The following is an 18,620-nucleotide window of genomic DNA, read 5'->3' on the forward strand; positions in this document are numbered from 1 at the left end:
GGCGCGGGGTCGAGGGTCAACAGATGTTCAGCGCGCTGTTGACCAGGGTGTTGTTCTGGATGGTGATGTTCTCGCCGCACGGGTTCTCGGTGATGGCCGAGTCGGTGACGGTGAGGTTCTGGAGCGTGATGTCGGAGGTGTTGGCGAAGTCGGTCCTGGCGGCGATGCGGATGTCGCCGCCACCGGTGACGCTGCCGCCGTCGGCGGCGATGTCGATGTTGTGGCAGTTTTCGATGAGGATCGCGTTGTTGCCGGTGTCGGCGATGTCGACGCGGTCGATGACCGCTCCGCCGCTCTCGGAGACGCAGAACACGCCCCGTCCGCCGCCGCGGGCGATGACCTCGCCGACGTGGATGTTCGTGGGGTAGCCGTCGCCGATCCGCCCGTTGCGGTTGGCCATGCGGAACGCGGCGTACCCGGTGCCGGTGCCCGCGTTGACGGCGTCCACGGTGCCGACGGTGGCGTTGATCGTGTCGTTGAGCAGCAGCCCCGAGTAGGCGACGTCCCGGGCGACGACGGTGCCGACGGTCAGCCCGTCGACGCCGTAGGTCTCCACGCCGTGGTTGTTGGTGCCCGACACCCGCACGTCGTCGATCCGCACGCCGGTGGTGCGCACGGCGCGGTCGGCGTGGTTGTCGATGCGGATCCCCAGCCCTCCGGAGAGCTGGAGGTCGATCTGGCCGAGGTGGATGTCGCTGCCGTTGCGGAAGAACAGGCCGAACCAGGGCGCCCCGGTCACGCTCAGGTGGGGGATCTCCACGTTCGTGACGCCGCGTCCCCGGACGACGGCGTTGTCCCCGGTGGGGGTGCCGGTCACGTTGACCGTGCCGCACACCTCGAGGGTCGTGTGGCTGGGCAGGTCGAGGGACTGGTTGGCGGGCATGTCGCCCGACCCGTGCACGACGACCCGTTCCGTGCTGGTCCGGCCGGGGGTGAGGCTGCCGACTGCGGCGCGCATCGCCTCCAGCATGCTCGGTCCGGTGTAGACGGTCTGGCCGCCGTTGGTGGCCCGCCACGTTCCGGCGTCGAGCACGGCGGCGGCGTCGGTGTCCCCCGCCCCGCAGTCCTGCCGGGGAGCGGGTTCGGTGGCTGGTGCCGCGTGCCGGGCGAGTTCCGTTCCGGCTGAGGTGCCGGTGGGGGATGGGTGGGGGGTGTCGGCGGACGCCGGGGCGGCCAGCGTCGCGGTCGCGGTGGCCAGGACGAGGAGCGCGGTGGTCACCGAGCTGGCTCGTCGGCCGAGGACGGGGGGTGCGCCGTTGCGGCCCATCTCTCACTCCTGGTGGTCGGGGCGCTTACCGGGTGGTGTGCGGTCGGGTCGCCTCGGGGCGGAACCACCACCCCGAGAAAGCTTCGGAACCGACGGCGTTCGGCTCGTGTTCGACACGTATTCGATCGCGTTCGACGGCCTTCGACCGGCCGGCTCCGGAACGCGCGCCCGTTCCCTCGCCGGCGTGGATGATCACGTAGCGGTAAGCGTTTGCCAAGTCGACTTGACCATTTCAACAACCAGCCACAGTGGTGTCAAGACAACAAACTGTCGGTATTTCTCGACAACTATTCCCCGTATCCGCTCGACGGGAGCCGGGATGAGCCCCGCCCCGGGGGACGCGGGTCGGTGGGCGCCGTCCCCCTGCCTGGGGCGGGGTCGTCGGAGGGGGACCCCGTCGCCGACGTCCGGTGTTGGCCGCTCGGCGCCGAGCTCCGTCGCGGTCGGTCCTGGTCGCGCCGTCCCCCGCTCCTCGGTGCTCTGGCGGGGACGCGGCCGCCGGGCCGGCCCGTCCACCCGAGCCTCCCGCACGGAGGGCGCGTGGAGGCCCCGTCGGCGCCGCCTCTTCCGCCACGCCAGGACCGCCCCCGGCCTCGGGGAGGTCGCGGAGAGGCCGCCCACGGCCGCCCGATCCCGGTCACGTCCGCCTGTCCGAACCCGACCGGGAACGCCTGCCGCGCGGCCGGCGCGGGAATTCCCGACGGTCTTCCTTTGTGCGCTATCCGTTCGCCCGCAGAATGTCCAGAATCGCGTCGCGGCTGCTCTCGGGATCGAGCGCGGCCGCGCGCAGATCCTCGAATGCGGACTGAAATCGCCGGACTTCCGGCTCGTCCTCCAGAAAGAGGGAGCCGCCGACGTTGTCGAGTAGGACGGCCTGGTCCACACCGGTGGCGCCGACGGCGGTCAGCAGGCTGAACGACCCGCTGTGCGAGGCGTGGGCTCCCCCGGAGAAAGGCAGGACCCGCAGGGTCACCGTCTCCGGGAGCCGGGTCAGGCTCGCCAACTGCTCGCGCCAGACGCGGTCGCCGCCCACCCGCCGCCGCAGGGCTCCCTCGTCGACGACCACCGACAGCCTCAGCCGCCCCATCCGTTCCCGCCGGGCCATCCGCAGCCGCAGCCGCTGTTCGGCCAGGTCGGGTCCGGGTCGGGGGATCCACGACTCGATCACGGCCCGCGCGTAGTCGGGTGTCTGGAGCAGGCCGGGCACGAGGTCGATCTCCCAGGCGTGCAGGTCGGTGGCGGTTTCCTCCAACTCCAGGTAGTCCAGGAAGGTGTCCGGCACGGCGGCCCCGAAGGGCTGCCACCAGCATCGCTCCCGCTGCCGCCCCGCGAGGTCGAGCAACCAGCCGCGCTCGTCGTCGGTGCTGTCGTAGAGACGGCTGAGCCGTTCGATGTCGGCGAGTGAGCTCTCGGTCCGGCCGGACTCCCGGCCGCTCGTGTCCGATCTGGTCCAACCCATCGAGGCTGCCACGGTATCGATGTCAATTCCCGCGCGGTCGCGCAGCCGGGCGAGTGCGGAACCGAGTCGGCGCTGCCTGAGGGTGGGTCTCATGCGCCCGACGATAGCGGTGGCCTCGGGGCGTCAAACTAGATCGAACGGGCGTACCGACACCTCGTGAACCCGTCAGATTTCCCTTATCCGGAATCGGTAGGAGCTCGCCTGGTTCGGTGACGGCGTGACGGCTGAATGCGCGCTGTTACGGGCAGGTTACCGCCGCGGCTCCCGATTTCCCTCAGTCACGGTGGTTCGGCGTTCCGCGTCCTCCCTCGGCGGGTGGGGCGGTGGTCCGGGAGTGTGCAGGGGACGGGTCACGTGGCGGCGGTGGGACCCCGCCCTCGGGTCGCTCGATTGACCGGAACCGGTGCCGGCCGGTCCCGGCCGCGTCTCACTGGCCGGTGAACGTGGTCGGCTGGCGGCGGGTGAAGCTGTCGGTGGCGCGGCGGTGGTCCTCGGTGGCGCCGGCTCGCGCCTGCGCCTCTGCCTCGCGGTGCAGCGTCTCGTCCAGGGTGGAACCCCAGGACGCGGCGATGGCGAGCTTCGCCTCGGCGAAGGCGCGCGTCGGGCCCTGCGCTAATCGTCCGGCCAGCGCCTCCGTCGTCTCGGCGAGCTGCTCCGGGGCCACGACCTGGGCGAGCATGCCCCAGTCGGCGGCCTGTTCGGCGGTGAACGGCTCTCCGAGCAGCACGAGCTGGCTGGCCCTCGCCGAGCCGATGGCCCGGGCGAGGCTGGCGCTGACCCCGGAGTCACAGGTCAGCCCGATGCCGGTGAAGGCGGTGCGGAAGCGGGCGTCGGACACGGCGATCCGCAGGTCGCAGGCGAGGGCGAAGCCCAGGCCGGCTCCGGCGCAACTGCCGTTGATCGAGGCGAGCACGGGTTTGGGCATCGTCGCGAGCCCGTGGACGATCGGGTTGTAGTGCGCGGAGACGGTGTCGAACGCCTCGTCGGGGCGCGTCCGCAGGGTCTCCGCGTGCTCGGCGAGGTCCTGCCCCACGCAGAACGCCGGACCGTTGCCGGTGAGCACGACGGCACGCACCGCCTCGTCGGAACCCACCCTCCTGACCGCCGCCACCAGCTCCCGCTTCAGCTCGGTGGTCAGTGCGTTTCCCCGTTCTGGCCTGTTCAGGGTGATCGTGGCGACCGATTCCCTGATGTGGACGAGTACTTGCGTCCCACGGTCAGTCATGCTGCCATACAGTACTAAACGAATGGTCGGTAAGTTAAGGGTGAAAATCGGGAGGGCGGTGTCGGATGCGTCCGCTGCGCAGCCACGTCAACGGCGACTGGTTCACTCCGACGGATGAGGGAAAACCGCTGCTCGACGCCGTCACCGGTGAGCGGATCGCGACCATCACCTCCGCCGGTGTCGACATGGGCTCGGCCCTGTCCTACGGGCGACGCGTCGGCGGTCCCGCCCTGCGGGAGCTGACCTTCCACCAGCGCGCCGCCCTGCTCAAGGCCCTCGCCGGGCACCTGAGGGAACACCGCTCCGAGCTCCACGCGCTGTCCGCCCGCACCGGCGCCACCCGGTTCGACGCCCGCTTCGACGTCGACGGCGGGATCGGCGTGCTCTTCACCTACGGCAGCAAGGGGCGGCGGGAACTGCCCAACGACACCGTCTACGTGGACGGGCCGCCGGAACGCCTCAGCCGGGACGGCGGGTTCCTGGGACAACACCTGTGCACCCCCCTGCACGGGGTGGCCGTGCAGATCAACGCCTTCAACTTCCCCGTGTGGGGGCCGCTGGAGAAACTGGCCCCCGCCTTCCTCGCCGGCGTGCCCACCCTCGTCAAACCCGCCAGCCAGACCGCGTACCTCACCGAACGCCTGGTCGAACTGGTCCTGGACTCCGGTCTGCTGCCGCCAGGGTCGCTCCAACTGGTGTGTGGCGGGGCCGGCGACCTCCTCGACCACCTCACCGAACAGGACCTGTTGGCCTTCACCGGCTCGGCGGCCACCGCCCGCCGGCTGCGGTCCCACCCGGCGGTGGTCGGGCGCGCCGTCCGGTTCAGCGCGGAGGCGGACTCGCTGAACTGCTCGGTCCTCGGACCCGACGCCCACGAGGACACCCCCGAGTTCGCTGTCTTCGTCGACCAACTGGTCACGGAGATGACCGTCAAGGCCGGCCAGAAGTGCACCGCCATCCGCCGCGCCCTGGTGCCCGCCGACCGGATGGACCAGGTGGCCGCCGCCGTCGCGGCGCGGCTCGCCGAGGTCACCGTCGGCAACCCCGCCCACCAGGACACCCGGATGGGCGCGCTGGCCAGCCTGGAACAGCGGGAGGAGGTCCGCCGCTCCCTCAAGGCCCTGCTGGCCACCGCCACCCCCGTCTTCGGTGACCCCGAGCGGGTGGACCCGCTCGACGCCGACCCGCTGCGGGGCGCGTTCCTCTCCCCGGTCCTGCTGCGCGCCGACGACCCCGACGCCGCCCCGGTCCACGAGGTGGAGGCCTTCGGTCCGGTCAGCACCCTGCTGCCGTACCGCGACGCCGACCACGCCATCGACCTCGCCGCCCGGGGCCTGGGCAGCCTGGCCGGTTCCGTGGTCACCGCGGACACCGACTTCGCCCGCCGGGTGGTGCTGGGCCTGGCCCCCTGGCACGGCCGGCTGCTGGTGGTCGACGGGAACACCGCCACCGAGTCCACCGGCCACGGGTCGCCGATGCCGGCCCTGGTGCACGGCGGCCCGGGCCGCGCCGGCGGCGGTGAGGAACTGGGGGGCATCCGCAGCGTGCTGCACCACATGCAGCGCACCGCCGTGCAGGGCGGCCCGGGGGTGCTCACCGCCGTGGCCAACCGCTGGATGCCCGGTGCGCCCCGCACCGTCGACGACGTCCACCCGTTCCGCCGGCACCTGGAGGACCTGCGGGTGGGCGACAGCGTCGTCGCCGGGCCCCGCACGGTCACCCTCGAGGACGTCGAGCACTTCGCCGAGTTCACCGGCGACACGTTCTACGCCCACACCGACGAGGAAGCGGCCAGCGCCAACCCGTTCTTCGAGGGGCGGGTCGCGCACGGCTACCTGGTGGTGTCGCTGGCGGCGGGCCTGTTCGTCGACCCGGCGCCCGGGCCCGTCCTGGCCAACTACGGCCTGGAGGGCCTGCGGTTCCTCACCCCCACCTACCCCGGCGACGCCCTCACCGTGACGCTCACCGCGAAGCAGATCACGCCCCGGGTGGACGCCGACCACGGCGAGGTGCGGTGGGACGCCGACGTCACCAACCAGCACGGCGAGTCGGTGGCCCGGTACGACGTGCTCACCCTCGTGGCGAAGAAGCCGGGCGAGGCGGGCTGACCGCCACCCGGGAGGACCAACGGCCGTGCCCTCGGCCGAGGAGGTGATGACGGTGACGGACCGGAGGACCGGGCACGGCCCGGACGGGGCGCGCCGCCCACCCGAAGCGACCCTGGCCGACGAGACCGAGGCCCAGGCCCGGTTCGAACGCCTGATCGCCGAGGACCAACGCATCGAACCCCGGGACTGGATGCCCGAGGCCTACCGCGCCACCCTGATCAGACAGGTGGCCCAGCACGCGCACTCCGAGATCATCGGCATGCAACCGGAGGGGGCCTGGCTGACCCGCGCCCCCTCACTCCGGCGCAAGGCCATCCTGCTGGCCAAGGTCCAGGACGAGGCCGGGCACGGCCTGTACCTGTACTCGGCCTGCGAGACGCTGGGCGCGGACCGCGCCGACCTGACCGAGAAACTGGTGACCGGCAGGCAGAAGTACTCGTCGATCTTCAACTACCCGACGTTGTCCTTCGCCGACGTCGGAGTCATCGGCTGGCTGGTCGACGGCGCCGCGATCTGCAACCAGGTGCCGTTGTGCCGCAGCTCCTACGGCCCCTACGCCCGCGCCATGATCCGCATCTGCAAGGAGGAGTCCTTCCACCAACGGCAGGGCTACGAGTTGCTGATGACCATGATGGGCGGTACCGAGGAGCAACGCGCCCAGGTGCGGGACGCCGTGGACCGCTGGTGGTGGCCCAGCCTGATGATGTTCGGGCCGCCCGACGCCGAGTCGCCCAACACGGCCCGCTCGATGGCCTGGCGGATCAAGCGGCACACCAACGACGAGCTGCGGCAGCGGTTCGTCGACATCACGGTGCCCCAGGCCGAGGCGCTGGGTGTCAGCCTCCCCGACCCGGACCTGCGGTGGAACGCCGAGCGCGGGCACTACGACCACGGGCCGATCGACTGGGACGAGCTCTCCCGCGTCATCCGGGGTGACGGGCCGTGCAACGCCGAACGGATCGCCACGCGACGGGCCGCCCACCGCGACGGCGAGTGGGTGCGGCGGGCGGCGTCCGCGCACGCGGCGAAGCGGGCGGCCCGGGACGCGGTCGGGGCGGGGGTGGCCGGGTGACCACCACCGGAGGCGCACCCGACGCCGGGTCCGGCCCCTCGACCGGACCGGACCGGTCGGCGAGCCCGACCGGGGACGACCACGCCCGGACCCCGGGAGTTGGCACCGCCGGCGCCGACAGTGGACGAGCCGCGCGGGATCCCCGCGCCGAATGGCCGCTCTACGAGGTGTTCCTGCGCGGTCGGCGCGGCCTGAACCACGTCCACGTCGGGTCGCTGCGCGCGGCCGAGGACACGATGGCCCTCCGCAACGCCCGCGACCTCTACACCCGCCGCAACGAGGGGGTGAGCATCTGGGTGGTCCGGTCGGACGCCATCGCCGCGTCCAGCCCGGACGAACGGGACCCGTTCTTCGCACCCAGCGCCGACAAGGTGTACCGGCACCCCACGTTCTACGCGATCCCCGACGACGTCCCCCACCTGTGAGGTCCCGATGGCCTTCGACAACGCCTACCAGGCGCTCACCGAGGACGCCAGGGAACTGGGGGACCGGTGGGCCCACGGCACCGGCTTCCAGGACGCCCTGTCCGGAGTGGACGACACCGTTCCCGCCGGTGTGGACCTGCCCGCCGCCGCCCGCCACGTCCTCGGTCTCGCCGACGACGCCCTGGTGATGGCGCACCGGCTCAGCGAGTGGTGCACCCACGCGCCGGAACTGGAGGAGGAGGTCGCGCTGGCCAACATCGCCCTCGACCTGCTCGGGCAGGCCCGGTCGTTGCTGGCCAGGGCCGCCCAGCTCGACCCGGGACTGCGGCCGGCCGGAGTGCCCGGCCACGTACCGGACGAGGACGCCCTGGCGTTCTTCCGGCCAGCCGAGGACTACCGCAACGTGCGCCTGGTCGAGGCCCCCCACGGGGACTTCGGGCACCTGGTGGCCCGCCTGCTGGTCTTCTCGACCTGGCGGTTGGCCCTGGTGGACCGGCTCAGCGGTTCCCGCGACCCGGTCGTGGCGGCGGTGGCGGCCAAGGCCGTACCCGAGGTCGCCTACCACCGGGACCACGCGGCGGGGTGGGCCGTGCGGCTCGGGGACGGCACCGACGAGTCCCATCGCAGGGTGGCCGAGGGGCTGGCCGAGGTGTGGCCGTTGGTCGAGGAACTGTTCGCCACCACCGACGCGGAGCGGACCGCCGTCGCCGACGGGACGGGGGTCGACCCCGCCACCACCCGGGCGGAGTTCGCGGACGTGCTCAGCCGGGTGTGCCGCCAGGCGACCCTGGACCCGCCCGGCATGGACGACCGGGGGGCAAGGGACGCCCCGGCCGTCCCCCGGGGCCGGACGGGGCGGCACACGGCGGCGTTGCGGGACCTGCTGGCGGAGATGCAGAGCGTGGCCCGCGCGCACCCCGAGGGGCGGTGGTGACGGTGCCCAGCCCGGAACTCGACCGGGCCCGCGCGGCCGCCGGGGCGGTCGTCGACCCGGAGCTGCCCATGCTGACCCTCGTCGACCTGGGGGTACTGCGCTCGGTCGAGATCGAGCCGCCCACCCGGGTGGTGGTGACGGTGACCCCCACCTACTCGGGCTGTCCGGCGCTGGTCGAGATGCGCGCCGACCTGGTGGCCGCGCTGCACCGGGCGGGTTTCCCCGACGTCGACATCCGCACCGCCCTCGCCCCGCCCTGGTCGAGCGACTGGATCACGCCGGAGGGCCGGGCCGCGCTCCGCGAACACGGCATCGCGCCACCGGGCCCGGCGCCCCGCCGGGGGAGGGGTCCGGTACCGCTGCGCCTGGACCCCCCGCCGGCAGCGCGCTGCCCGCGCTGCGACTCGCCCGACACCGACCAGCTGGCAGCCTTCGGAGCGACGGCGTGCCGGGCGTTGCGCCGCTGCCGGGGGTGCGGGGAGCCCTTCGAGCAGGTGAGGGAACTGTGACCGCGCGGAGGGCGACGAGTGCCGGACCGCGCCGCACCGCCCTGGGAGGACCGCGATGACACCCCGTGCTCCGAACGCGACCAGCGACCCCGCCGGGGCCGGGGCCGGCGCCGCCGGGAGGGGCGGCCGGCCGCGACCCACCTTCCGCCCGCTGCGGGTTGCCTCGGTGCGGCGGCTGTGCTCCGACGCGGTGGAGATCGGTTTCGAGGTGCCGCCCGAGTACGCCGCCGAGTTCCGGTTCCGCCCGGGCCAGGCGCTCACCCTGCGGCGGCGGGAGGGCGAGCTCGACGAGCGGCGCAGCTACTCGCTGTGCGGCCCGGCCGGCAGCGCGCCGCGCATCGGCGTGCGCGAGGTGCCAGACGGCCTGGTCTCGCGGTGGCTGAACCGGGAGGTCGCCGTCGGGGACGTGGTGGAGGCGCTGCCGCCGACGGGACGGTTCGCGTTGGGCGAGGACGTCTCCGGCCACCACGTGCTCGTCGCCGCCGGGTCCGGCATCACCCCGCTGCTGTCCATCGCGGCCACCGTCCTCTCCGGCGACCCGACGTCCCGGGTGACCCTCGTCTACGGGAACCGGCACACCGGGTCGGTGATGTTCGCCGAGGACCTGGCCGACCTGAAGGACCGGTACCCGGCCAGGACGCAGCTGCTGCACGTGCTCTCCCGGGAACCCCGGGAGGCGGAGCTGACCTCGGGACGGGTCGACGGCGCGAAGGTGGAGCTGCTGTTGTCCGAGGTGGTGCCCCCGGAGACGGTGGACCACTGGTGGCTGTGCGGGCCGTGGGACCTGGTCGAGGTGGTGCGCACGGCGCTGGCCGACCACGGGGTGCCGGCGGCCCGGGTGCACCGGGAGCTGTTCCACGTCGAGGACGAGGCCCCGCCGGTGCGGCGCCACCAGGACGGCTCCGCGCCGACGGGCCCGGTCACCCGGGTCCGCCTGCTGCTCGACGGTCGGACCACCAGCCTCACGGTGCCCCGGGACGTGCCAGTCCTCGACGCGGCGCAGCCGGCCCGACCGGACCTGCCCTTCGCCTGCAGGGGAGGGGTGTGCGGCACCTGCCGGGCCAGGGTCGTCTCCGGGGAGGTGCGGATGCGCCGGAACTTCGCCCTCGAACCGTCCGAGGTGGACGCCGGGTTCGTGCTCACCTGCCAGTCCCTGCCGACGACGGAGGAGCTGGAGATCGACTACGACGGGTGATCTGGGCTTGACCCGGTGATCCGCCCGGCCACGACCGCTTCCCGCCGGAGCCGAGGCCTGATCGCGGCCAGGAGTCGTGTCTCGGGAGTCGACCCGGCCGCCTCGCCCGGGAGCCGCCCCAGGGGCCTCGCCCCGGCTGCCGACGGCGGTCCGGAGCGACGAGCGGACCGTCATCCGGTCGGGCCGCCCGCCCCGGCTCACGACACCCGGAGCCACCTCGGCACCACGCGGCGGGTCGCGCAGTCCGCCGCGTCCCCTTCCGCCCGGCGAGGGCGTCCCCAGGAGGTCGACCATGCCGGCCGCATGCTCCGCGCGGCGGCCGGTTCGATGAGCCGACGGCCGTGGGTGGCCCGCCGCCGTGTCCCTGGGCCCGCGATTCCGCCGTGCCCACCTCGGCCGTGACCATCCCCGCGCGCCCTGCCCCTTCGGTCGTCCACCGGGACCGGTGGGCCCGCCTGGGGCGCGGTCGGGTGGGGAGGCGGGGGCGGCTCGGAGCACCTCCGCGGTGTCCGCTGGTGCGGAGCCCGTCGCCGGTGCGTCCCCCTTCCTGTCACGCGAACAGCGTGCGGTCCACCATCGCGACCAGCAGGTCAGCCGCCGCTCCGGTGTCGTAGCCGTCGTCGGCGAGTCGTTCGGCGACGATGGCGTCGACGGCGCCCCCGATGGTGATCGCCAGTGTGCGCAGGTCCAGCTCCGAGGTGACGCCGCGTGCCTGCCGCGCGGCCGCCAGCAGCGACGCGAGCGGCCGCCACCGGAGGCTGGGGTCGTAGTCCCCGTCCCCGCCGCCCTGGGTCATCGCTTCGACGATCATCCGGGTGTGCCGGGGGTGTTCCCGGAGGTGGCCGATCATCGCCCGCACGTAGGCGGCGGGGCCGCCCTCGGGGGGAACGGCCTCGACGGCCTCGGCGACGTGGCCGGTCAGCGCGGTCAGCACGTGTTCGTGAGCGGCGCTCACCACGGCGTCCTTCGACGGGAAGTGGTAGAGCACGGCGGCCTTGGTGATGCCCGCGCCCTCGGCGATCCGGGACAGCGAGGTCCCGGCATACCCCCGCTCGGCCACCAGGCCGATGGTGACCTCGACCAACTGGGTGCGGCGGGCCTGCTCGGTGAGGGTGAGCTGACGGGGTCGGGACGTGTCCTGGTCACGGGGTGATTTGGCCATGCCCTCAGCTTACCGTACGGTAGAAGAATCTACCGATCGGTTAGGAGGCCTTGTGGACGACACCACACCGACCCCATCCCCCACCCGAACCCGGCGCCGCCGCTGGCCCATCGTGCTCGGCGTGATCGCGGCGTTGTTCCTGGTCATCGGGTTCGTCTCCCGCACGCCCTCCCCCGTCGGGCACTGGACCAGCGCCGAGGGCCGGGACGAGTTCCACGACACGTACCGGACCGCGATGGCCGACCTGCCCGTCCCGGACGCCACCCTTGACGTCCGCACCGACTACGGGATCGTGCGGGCGTACCGGTTCGAGGGGGAGGCCGACCGCGCCGAGCCCCTCGTGCTCCTGCCCGGGAGGGCCTCCGCGTCCCCGGTGTGGGCGGACAACCTGCCCCACCTGCTGCGGGTCGGCGACGTCTACACCCTCGACCTGCTCGGCGAACCGGGCATGAGCGTGCAGGACCGCCCGATCGTCGATGACGACGACCAGGCTGACTGGCTGCACCAGACCCTCGACGGCCTCCCGGAGAGCGAGTTCCACCTGGTCGGCCTCTCCATCGGCGGCTGGACCGCGGCGAACCTCGCCACCCGCCAGCCCGAGGGGATCGCCAGCCTCACCCTCGTCGAGCCGGTGTTCGTCTTCGACGACATGCCCCTGGGCACCATCGTGCGGTCCCTGCCCGCCTCCCTGCCCTGGCTGCCCAAGTCCTGGCGGGACGGGTTCAACTCGTACACGGCCGGCGGGGCGCCCGTCGAGGACGTGCCGGTCGCCCGGATGATCGAGGCCGGGATGGCGCACTACAGCCTGCGGCTCCCGCAGCCCAGCCGGCTCAGCGAGGAGGCGCTGTCCGGGCTGGACATGCCCGTGCTGGCCGTCATCGCCGGGGAGTCGGTCATGCTCGACTCCGCCGCTGCCGTCGAGGTCGCCGAACGCGCGCTGCCGGAGGGCACCGTCCGCCTCTACCCGGACGCCTCGCACGCCATCAACGGTGAACACCCCGACGAGCTCGCCGAGGACATCGCCGGGTTCCTCGACGCGCAGGAGTAGCCATCGTGCGGGGCGTCCTCGACGCGGTTCGCAACCGCCGTCGTGGCCCCCGCCCGGGAAGCGGCGCCAGCGGGCGGGGCGGCGGAGCGAGGACGCCATTGCCAGCGACTCCATCGCCAGGGACGCCGGGCGAGCGTCACCCGCCAGGGCGCATCGGCCCTCCGCGCACCGGAGGGCCCCTGGGGGCGGAGGCCCCGGTGGCGGCGCGCGGGACGAACCCCGACGTCGAGCCGAAAGGCCTCGGCGCGGGTGGATCCCCTCGTGCTCGACGGCCTGCCCACCCGGCGGCCACGCGCCGGAGACGCTTCTCCACGCGCGGGATGACTTCCCGTCCCGGACCGTGGCCGGACGCCAGCGTTGGTCACGGTATGTGGGAGTTCGAGGTCGTGGAGGTGGTCGCCGGCGCCCGTCGCCGAGGTGGTGGCCCAGTGCGGGTAGCCCCGGCGGGCGTCGAGGAGGACCGGCGGGGCCTGGCGGCGGCCGCTGGCCCCGCGCCGACGCGGCCGGCGCGCCGTGAGGCCGCGGGGAGCGGAGCGCGGAATTCGACGCGGTGATGCTGGCCGAGTTCGTTCCGGCGCTGAACGGGCACGGCGTCCCCGCGAGCGGGACCACGGAGAACGCCGGGAAGCTGGCGGCGCGCCTCGTGCGTACGGCGCAGTTGATCCCGGGGACTCTTGGAAGGGAGTCCGAGGAGAACGGGCGCGGAGTCGACGTCGGCGATATCGCGTGGTCCGCGTGAGCTGATGTGGGACGAGGCACCGGCCAGGTGCGCCGCAGCCGGGGGTTCGTTGGCTGCTGATCGCGGGCGGCCGGAGCTCACAGCCGTGACGAAAGCCGCGAACCTGTCGCGGTCGTCGACCAGTGTGCCGCCCTCTCGGTCCGGTCACGGTCACACGCCGTGCGCGGCTGATCCACGTAGGCTGGCCACCCACGCGGGTGGGCGACCTCTACCGGAGTGGCCACCCCGGCGTCGAGCGGGTGCGGGCGGGCGAGGGTGCGGGGTGACGTTGTCGTTCGTGTCCGACTGGTAGGCGCGGCACGCCCCGCTCGCGGGCCGCGACGAGGAGCGGACGGCCAAGGGAACCGGCGAGCGCGGCCGGTCATGCTGCCCGGTCCACGAGCCACTTCGCCACCGCGAGCGCGTCCCAGCCGGACGTGGGCCGCTCATCGCGGGAAGTCGGAGCCAGGATCCTCCTCGCTGGCGAGGCTCCCTTCGACGAGTCGGATCTCCTGCTCGGTCAGCGCGCGCGTGCTCCGCTCGGCGAGCCAGCGTTCGAGTTCCCGGCCGGGATCGAGTGACACCCGGACCCCGCCGTCGGCGCCCCGCGCGACGACGAGGCCCCCGCCGACCGCGTACTCCACGATGGACGACCCGGCCACCGTGGGCTCGTCTCCCGCGTTCCCGACCTCCCACGCCCCGGCGTCCGAGGATCCGTCGCTGCTGGCCGGGCGCAACCGGAACCCCTGGTAGCCCAGCCCGCCGGGGGGCGCCGACCGGTCGGGAACCGCGACCAGGGCCCCGAGCCGCCGGCTCGCCTCCTCCCGCTCGGCGCCGCGCAACCGGAAGACCGGGTTGGGACGGCCGCTGTAGAGGGCCACCTCCACGTCCATGCCCGTCATCCTCCCGCTCGGTGACACCGGAACGGGCGGGGCGGGTGCCCACCTCGACGGTGCGTCAGTGCCCGCCCCGCCCGCCGTGTGACGCGGTCAGGCGCGGTCGGTGGTCAGCGGATGCGCTGCCGCTGGGTGTGGCAGCCGTAGAAGTAGCCGCAGAACTGGGTGTACGGGCCCCGGTCGCAGGTCTCGGGGTTGTTGATCACCCGGTTGCTGTTGTCCACGTTCCTGGCCGCGGTGCTGCCTGGCTTGTGCGCCCAGTACCCCTCCGACTGGAGGCGGTACCAGTGGAAGTCGGTGTTGGGCCAGATCACCAGGGCGACCAGGTGGCGCGGCCACTCGCTGTCCGGGAAGCAGTCGTAGCGGCGGTGCATGCCGTCGCACAACGCGCCTCGGCCGACCTCGGCGCAGGTCAGGGCCGTGTACTGGTTCCCGCACCCGCGTCCGGGTTGCGCGAAGGTGTTGTTGCGCCAGTTGCTGGCGTAGTTGTAGCAGTTGTTGTGCAGGCGGGTGTTCTGGTCGTCGTTCCAGAAGCCCGGGTTGAACGGGGTGACGTCGTAGTAGCAGGTGGCGGCGGCGGTGAACGATTCGCTCGTCTCCTGCCCGCCCTCCTGGATGCTCGCCCCGCTGCGGGAGCCCTCCTCGGTCGCCGTGGTCAACTGCGTGGTCAGGAACGGCCGCAGCGGTTCGGGCAGGCTGACGCCCTCCTCGGTGTCCAGGCTGGTGTCCACCCGGTCCAACAGGCCGATCAACCGTTCGGCCAGTTCGGCGGCACGAGGGCCCTTGGCCTCCCGGCCCACGGGGAGATAGGTGGTCGAGCCGAGACGGAGGTCCGGGGCGGCCTCGTCGCTGAGTGACTCGACCAGCAGGCCACGGAACCCGACACCGGCGCGGGCCGGCGCGTCCTCCGTGAGCAGTTCGGAGCCCTCCGAGAGGGCGCGCAACGTGTTCCGTGCCGTCCGTTCCTCACCGACCGTCCACACCGGGTTCTGACGTCCGGAGAAGACGTCCGCGGTAATGCGCAACATGGGATGCCACTCCTTGTCCGTGTGGTTTCCCCGGCCCGGCGGTGATGTGCGGTGGTGCGCGGCGCATGCGGGAATCCAGTTCGGCGGTCGCCATCGCCGGGAACGTCGCCGTGCCTCTCGGGCGCGACCAGTTCCGGGACTACTCGGATCCTCGGGGCGGCGGTGCCGCATCCGGCAGGGGCCGCGGCATCCGCCGCGTCGTCCCCGTGCGCGTCCACGCACGGTTCCTCCGGACGCTGGCCAGCTGTTCGGGCCGCTGGTCGAGGAAATTGCTCGTGCGCCTCGTGGCGGGTGATCACGGTGCCCCGTGAACCGCTTCCCGGGCGGCGTGCTCCTGCTCGTGGGCCGGGTGTTCTGTTCTCCTCGCTCGTGACGTCGACCCGCGCGTGCTGTGAAATGGGGGACGTCACAATCGAGCCTACGAGCGCGTTCCGTGTCGCGCAGTGTCGATGAGGCCGGCGGGGACACGTATTTCTGGTGCCGATTTCACCGTTCTGACCACGCGACAACCGGGACGACCGCGCGTCGTTCTCGTCGTCCCGAGGCCCTGCCTGGCGGTCCCGCCGTCACCGGGGGGTTCCTGCCCGGTCGACAACGACGGTGAATTCCACCGGCAGGTCGTGGATTCCCGGGGGCAGCGTCGTCGTCAGGTGGAGTCGGCGCGCCACTCCGGGAGATCCGTCGTGTTCGACGGTCCGCACCTCGTCGTCGTCGACGGTCCACGACCGGCCCGGGGGCACCCGCAACCCGACGCGCCCGTGCCGGCCTCGCCAGTGGGCCGGCTCGGTCGGATCCGTTCCCGTGCGCACCCGGCGCCTGCTGACGAAGGTCTCCGTCACCGCGCAGTCGCCGGCCACCTCGACGGTGTCGGTGAGCAGCAGCCGCCCGCCGTCCTCGGTGTGCCGCCAGTCGAGGTCCCGGTGCAGGGCCAGCAGCGCCGGGTGGTCGTAGGCGCTGGTCAGGTCGAGGGTGAGGCGCACGCCGTCCCGGCGTTGCTCGTGGTGGAGGACCACCGCGCGTCGTTCGGCTCCCGGTAGCTGCCCGGTGCCGTCGAGGAGGGGCACCGAGTGGCCCTCGGAGGAGGCGTGCAGCACCCGGTAACGGCCGGGGCCGAAGTAGTCCCGCGTGTACTCGGGGGAGCCGAGGTCGGCCAGCAGCGACTCGCCCCCGACGTGCAGCAGGAAGTGGCCGAGGTCGTTGTGGTTGTGCGGCTCGTCGTTGTGACCGCCCTTCGCGGCGAAGGCCACCGGGACGCCCAGCACCGGGCGCCGGTCGGTGATCCACTGCGCGGCCGGCAGGAACCAGGTGCCCGCCTCCGTCACGACCGGTCCCGGCGCGCCGGTGGTCTCCCCGGTGGCCCGGCCCGGTACCTCGCCCGCGTCGCCGCGCCCACCGCCCTCCCGGCCGGTCTCCGTCGTCCTCTCGGGCGGGTCCCCGCAGGCGTCGTCGGGCACCACCGCGCCGTCGGTGGTGGGGCCGCTGGTCGCCGCGGCGGGGCCACCTCCCCGGGTGGTCGCCGGGTGGCCGGCCGGACCGGCGAAGGCCTCGTCGGTCGCCCAGCACAGCGTTCGGGTCAGGGGGGCCCACCGGTAGCAGGGGTCGTCCTCGAGTCGTGGCGGCGTGGTCAGTGGCGGTAACGACCGCGCCACTCGCCGCTGGCGGAGCCGGCAGAGCAGGCCGGCCGGTAGCGCCGGTTCCTCCGGGCTGTCGGCGAAGTTGGCGAAGTGCCCGCCGCCGAGCCAGGCGGCCGCCGGGAACTCGGCGATCCGGCGGACGTGGTCGCCGTGGGCACCGGTGAGCAGGTCCTGGCCGGTGTGGTCCCGCAGCGTCTCCGCGAAGTACACGAAGTAGCCGAACCCGTAGGACCAGTAGCCCACCCCCTCGGTGCACGCCCCGTCGGCACCGAAGCCGGACAGGAACACCTCCTGGGCGCGGGTCGCTCGGGCCAGCAGGGCGGCCCGTTCCCGCTCGTCGTCCAGGAGCGCAAGGGCGGTCATGCCGACCGCTCCCCCGCAGACGGCCGACCAGTTGTGGCGCCAGGACTCCCACGGTTGGGACCGGGGTTCCAACATCGGTTCCACGACGCGGCGGCGGATCTCGGCGTGGGCGCGGGCGGTGACCTCCGGGTGCAGGGCGGGGGACAGCAGCCTGGTGACCTCGGCCAGCGCGTGCGCGGTCTCCGCCGCGAAGAGGTCGACGCACCGGGTGTGGGCGGCGGGGCCGTCGTCCGGGGCGAGGTGGGCGGGCAGCGCCCAGGTGTGCTCGTCGCACACCGCCCACACCAGGTCGTTGAGGGCGGTGGCCTGCTCGGGGCGTTCGTCGACGAGCACGGTCAGTGCCAGCGCGGCGAGCTGGCGGCGGCGGGCGAAGTAGGGCCGTTCGTACCCCAGGCGGTCGCCGCGTTCCCGGAAGGCGGCGAACTCCCGGAACCGCAGCGGCGGGGGGCCGTCGCGGACCGCGTCCTCGGCGGCGGCGCGGAGGTCCGCCCACAGCGGGGCGAACCGGTCGGCGGTGGCCGAGGCGCGCACCGCCGCGCGGGTCCGTCGCGGCCAGCGGCTCCTCCGTCGTCCGCCACGGTCACCCTGGTGTGCCATCCCGTCGCCCTTCCCGTGGCCCCCAGCCTGTCCGTCCCGGTCAACCCCCGTTTCCGCGACCGGGGAGTCTCGGCCCTCCCCGGTCGTCGCTCATTCCTCGCGGAACACCGATCCGTGCCGCACGGAGCCCGAGAGCCCGCCGGGCAGCTCCCGGGGCGGTGACCAGGTCCGCAGGTCCGCGCTGTCGCTGTAGACGTAGCGGGAGGTGGTGTAGCCGTCCAGGTAGATGCGGTGGCGGCCGTCGGGGAGCACGGTCAGCGCGGGACCCTCCACCCGTCCCCACCCGGCGAAGTCGCCGGTGTCCACGAAGCGGTAGGGCCCGGTGAGCGCGGGTGCCACGGCGTGTTCGACGACCTTGTCGGTCTCGTTCTTGGCGAAGGCGTGGTATTCGCCGCCGTGGTGCACGAGGAAGGTGTCGATGTGGTTGGGGCCGATGCCGGCCAGCTCCACCGGCCCCGACCAGCGGGTCAGTTCGTCGTCCTCGGCGGTGAACAGGTGCGGGCGGAAGGGGCCGTAGGAGCCGGTGGAGAGGGAGACGACGACGTGCTGCCGCCCGGTGGCCGGGTCGCGGAAGAACTCCGGAGCCCAGGTGTTGCGCACCCACCCCACGCCGACCTCCACCGTGGTGTGGTGCCGCCACTGGATGAGGTCGTCGCTGACGGCCAGCGCGAAGTTCCCGGTCTCCCAGCCCGTGGTGTGGGCGACGAACCAGCGGCCGCCGTGCCGGGTGACGGAGGGGTCCCGCACCAGTCCGGTCGGGGGTTCGTAGGCGGGGCCGTGGAGCAGGGTGAAGTCGGTGGCGTCCGCCGACTCGTAGACGTACATGTTGCTCTCGCTGCCGTTGGTGAACGCGGTGAAGACGTAGCGCACCCTGCTCCTCATCCCTCCCACTGCCGTGGCGGCGAGGCCAGGCCGTTCGCCGTGGGGTGATCCTGCGTGCGGTGCGGCCGGTGGACAAGGCCGTCCCCGCCCGTGGGCGG

Annotated in this window: 14 protein-coding genes and 1 pseudogene; 7 read left to right on the top strand and 8 right to left on the bottom strand. The window is 73.3% G+C overall.

Going from position 1 to position 18,620, the window contains the following annotated elements:
* Window positions 1-16 precede the first annotated feature (16 nt).
* From ACOJVX_RS08310 to ACOJVX_RS08320, 3 genes are all read right to left on the bottom strand, one after another.
* The gene (locus ACOJVX_RS08310; protein ID WP_418152637.1) at window positions 17-1,267 is read right to left on the bottom strand and encodes a right-handed parallel beta-helix repeat-containing protein; all 1,251 of its coding nucleotides are present in this window, start codon (window positions 1,265-1,267) and stop codon (window positions 17-19) included.
* A 718-nt stretch (window positions 1,268-1,985) separates the two neighbouring features.
* Window positions 1,986-2,819: a helix-turn-helix domain-containing protein gene (locus ACOJVX_RS08315; RefSeq protein WP_030228442.1), complete on the bottom strand. Its 834-nt coding sequence runs from the start codon at window positions 2,817-2,819 to the stop codon at window positions 1,986-1,988.
* Between the two features lie 334 nt (window positions 2,820-3,153).
* Entirely contained in the window at window positions 3,154-3,951 is a 798-nt protein-coding gene (locus tag ACOJVX_RS08320; RefSeq protein ID WP_016701606.1) for an enoyl-CoA hydratase/isomerase family protein, read from the bottom strand.
* Between the two features lie 65 nt (window positions 3,952-4,016).
* On the opposite strand from ACOJVX_RS08320, the gene paaZ reads away from it, so the two are divergent.
* The 6 genes and pseudogenes from paaZ to paaE all read left to right on the top strand — a co-directional run bounded on the left by paaZ (window position 4,017) and on the right by paaE (window position 10,194).
* On the top strand, window positions 4,017-6,059 hold the full coding sequence (gene paaZ, locus ACOJVX_RS08325; protein WP_422647382.1) for a phenylacetic acid degradation bifunctional protein PaaZ: 2,043 nt from the start codon (window positions 4,017-4,019) through the stop codon (window positions 6,057-6,059).
* Window positions 6,060-6,084: 25 nt separating this feature from the next.
* On the top strand, window positions 6,085-7,131 hold the full coding sequence (paaA, locus tag ACOJVX_RS08330; protein ID WP_245588989.1) for a 1,2-phenylacetyl-CoA epoxidase subunit PaaA: 1,047 nt from the start codon (window positions 6,085-6,087) through the stop codon (window positions 7,129-7,131).
* A 143-nt stretch (window positions 7,132-7,274) separates the two neighbouring features.
* Window positions 7,275-7,556 (top strand): annotated as a pseudogene (paaB, locus tag ACOJVX_RS08335) (1,2-phenylacetyl-CoA epoxidase subunit PaaB); the annotation flags it as partial.
* A gap of 7 nt (window positions 7,557-7,563) precedes the next feature.
* Window positions 7,564-8,490: a 1,2-phenylacetyl-CoA epoxidase subunit PaaC gene (paaC, locus tag ACOJVX_RS08340; RefSeq protein ID WP_422647383.1), complete on the top strand. Its 927-nt coding sequence runs from the start codon at window positions 7,564-7,566 to the stop codon at window positions 8,488-8,490.
* Window positions 8,484-8,999 (top strand): 1,2-phenylacetyl-CoA epoxidase subunit PaaD, encoded by a 516-nt coding sequence (paaD, locus tag ACOJVX_RS08345; protein ID WP_026420709.1) that lies wholly within the window; start codon window positions 8,484-8,486, stop codon window positions 8,997-8,999. The genes paaC and paaD overlap by 7 nt, the downstream gene beginning before the upstream one ends.
* A gap of 55 nt (window positions 9,000-9,054) precedes the next feature.
* Window positions 9,055-10,194 carry a 1,2-phenylacetyl-CoA epoxidase subunit PaaE gene (gene paaE, locus ACOJVX_RS08350; RefSeq protein WP_026420710.1) on the top strand — a complete coding sequence of 380 codons (1,140 nt, stop codon included), beginning with the start codon at window positions 9,055-9,057 and terminating at the stop codon, window positions 10,192-10,194.
* Window positions 10,195-10,744: 550 nt separating this feature from the next.
* On the opposite strand, the gene ACOJVX_RS08355 is transcribed toward paaE, so the two are convergent.
* Window positions 10,745-11,356: a TetR/AcrR family transcriptional regulator gene (locus ACOJVX_RS08355; RefSeq protein ID WP_026420711.1), complete on the bottom strand. Its 612-nt coding sequence runs from the start codon at window positions 11,354-11,356 to the stop codon at window positions 10,745-10,747.
* A gap of 52 nt (window positions 11,357-11,408) precedes the next feature.
* Between ACOJVX_RS08355 and ACOJVX_RS08360 the strand changes: the two genes are divergently transcribed.
* The gene (locus ACOJVX_RS08360; protein WP_030107014.1) at window positions 11,409-12,404 is read left to right on the top strand and encodes an alpha/beta fold hydrolase; all 996 of its coding nucleotides are present in this window, start codon (window positions 11,409-11,411) and stop codon (window positions 12,402-12,404) included.
* 1,164 nt (window positions 12,405-13,568) lie between these two features.
* Here the strand turns inward: ACOJVX_RS08360 and ACOJVX_RS08365 are convergent.
* From ACOJVX_RS08365 to ACOJVX_RS08380, 4 genes are all read right to left on the bottom strand, one after another.
* The gene (locus tag ACOJVX_RS08365; protein WP_030107012.1) at window positions 13,569-14,015 is read right to left on the bottom strand and encodes a hypothetical protein; all 447 of its coding nucleotides are present in this window, start codon (window positions 14,013-14,015) and stop codon (window positions 13,569-13,571) included.
* A gap of 113 nt (window positions 14,016-14,128) precedes the next feature.
* Window positions 14,129-15,046: a hypothetical protein gene (locus ACOJVX_RS08370; RefSeq protein WP_418152650.1), complete on the bottom strand. Its 918-nt coding sequence runs from the start codon at window positions 15,044-15,046 to the stop codon at window positions 14,129-14,131.
* 566 nt (window positions 15,047-15,612) lie between these two features.
* On the bottom strand, window positions 15,613-17,574 hold the full coding sequence (locus ACOJVX_RS08375) for a heparinase II/III domain-containing protein (protein ID WP_422647384.1): 1,962 nt from the start codon (window positions 17,572-17,574) through the stop codon (window positions 15,613-15,615).
* A gap of 156 nt (window positions 17,575-17,730) precedes the next feature.
* Window positions 17,731-18,522 carry a family 43 glycosylhydrolase gene (locus ACOJVX_RS08380; RefSeq protein WP_081715757.1) on the bottom strand — a complete coding sequence of 264 codons (792 nt, stop codon included), beginning with the start codon at window positions 18,520-18,522 and terminating at the stop codon, window positions 17,731-17,733.
* Window positions 18,523-18,620 lie beyond the last annotated feature (98 nt).

This window comes from Actinoalloteichus caeruleus, assembly GCF_049311605.1.
Taxonomy (GTDB): domain Bacteria; phylum Actinomycetota; class Actinomycetes; order Mycobacteriales; family Pseudonocardiaceae; genus Actinoalloteichus_B; species Actinoalloteichus_B caeruleus.

What these genes read in the sequence shown, in the direction of transcription:
- paaE (WP_026420710.1), top strand. Translation starts at nt 9,055, where the DNA reads ATGACACCCCGTGCTCCGAACGCGACCAGCGACCCCGCCGGGGCCGGG.
- ACOJVX_RS08320 (WP_016701606.1), bottom strand. Translation starts at nt 3,951, where the DNA reads ATGACTGACCGTGGGACGCAAGTACTCGTCCACATCAGGGAATCGGTC.
- ACOJVX_RS08370 (WP_418152650.1), bottom strand. Translation starts at nt 15,046, where the DNA reads ATGTTGCGCATTACCGCGGACGTCTTCTCCGGACGTCAGAACCCGGTG.
- ACOJVX_RS08315 (WP_030228442.1), bottom strand. Translation starts at nt 2,819, where the DNA reads ATGAGACCCACCCTCAGGCAGCGCCGACTCGGTTCCGCACTCGCCCGG.
- ACOJVX_RS08355 (WP_026420711.1), bottom strand. Translation starts at nt 11,356, where the DNA reads ATGGCCAAATCACCCCGTGACCAGGACACGTCCCGACCCCGTCAGCTC.
- paaZ (WP_422647382.1), top strand. Translation starts at nt 4,017, where the DNA reads ATGCGTCCGCTGCGCAGCCACGTCAACGGCGACTGGTTCACTCCGACG.
- ACOJVX_RS08380 (WP_081715757.1), bottom strand. Translation starts at nt 18,522, where the DNA reads ATGAGGAGCAGGGTGCGCTACGTCTTCACCGCGTTCACCAACGGCAGC.
- ACOJVX_RS08310 (WP_418152637.1), bottom strand. Translation starts at nt 1,267, where the DNA reads ATGGGCCGCAACGGCGCACCCCCCGTCCTCGGCCGACGAGCCAGCTCG.
- ACOJVX_RS08365 (WP_030107012.1), bottom strand. Translation starts at nt 14,015, where the DNA reads ATGGACGTGGAGGTGGCCCTCTACAGCGGCCGTCCCAACCCGGTCTTC.
- paaC (WP_422647383.1), top strand. Translation starts at nt 7,564, where the DNA reads ATGGCCTTCGACAACGCCTACCAGGCGCTCACCGAGGACGCCAGGGAA.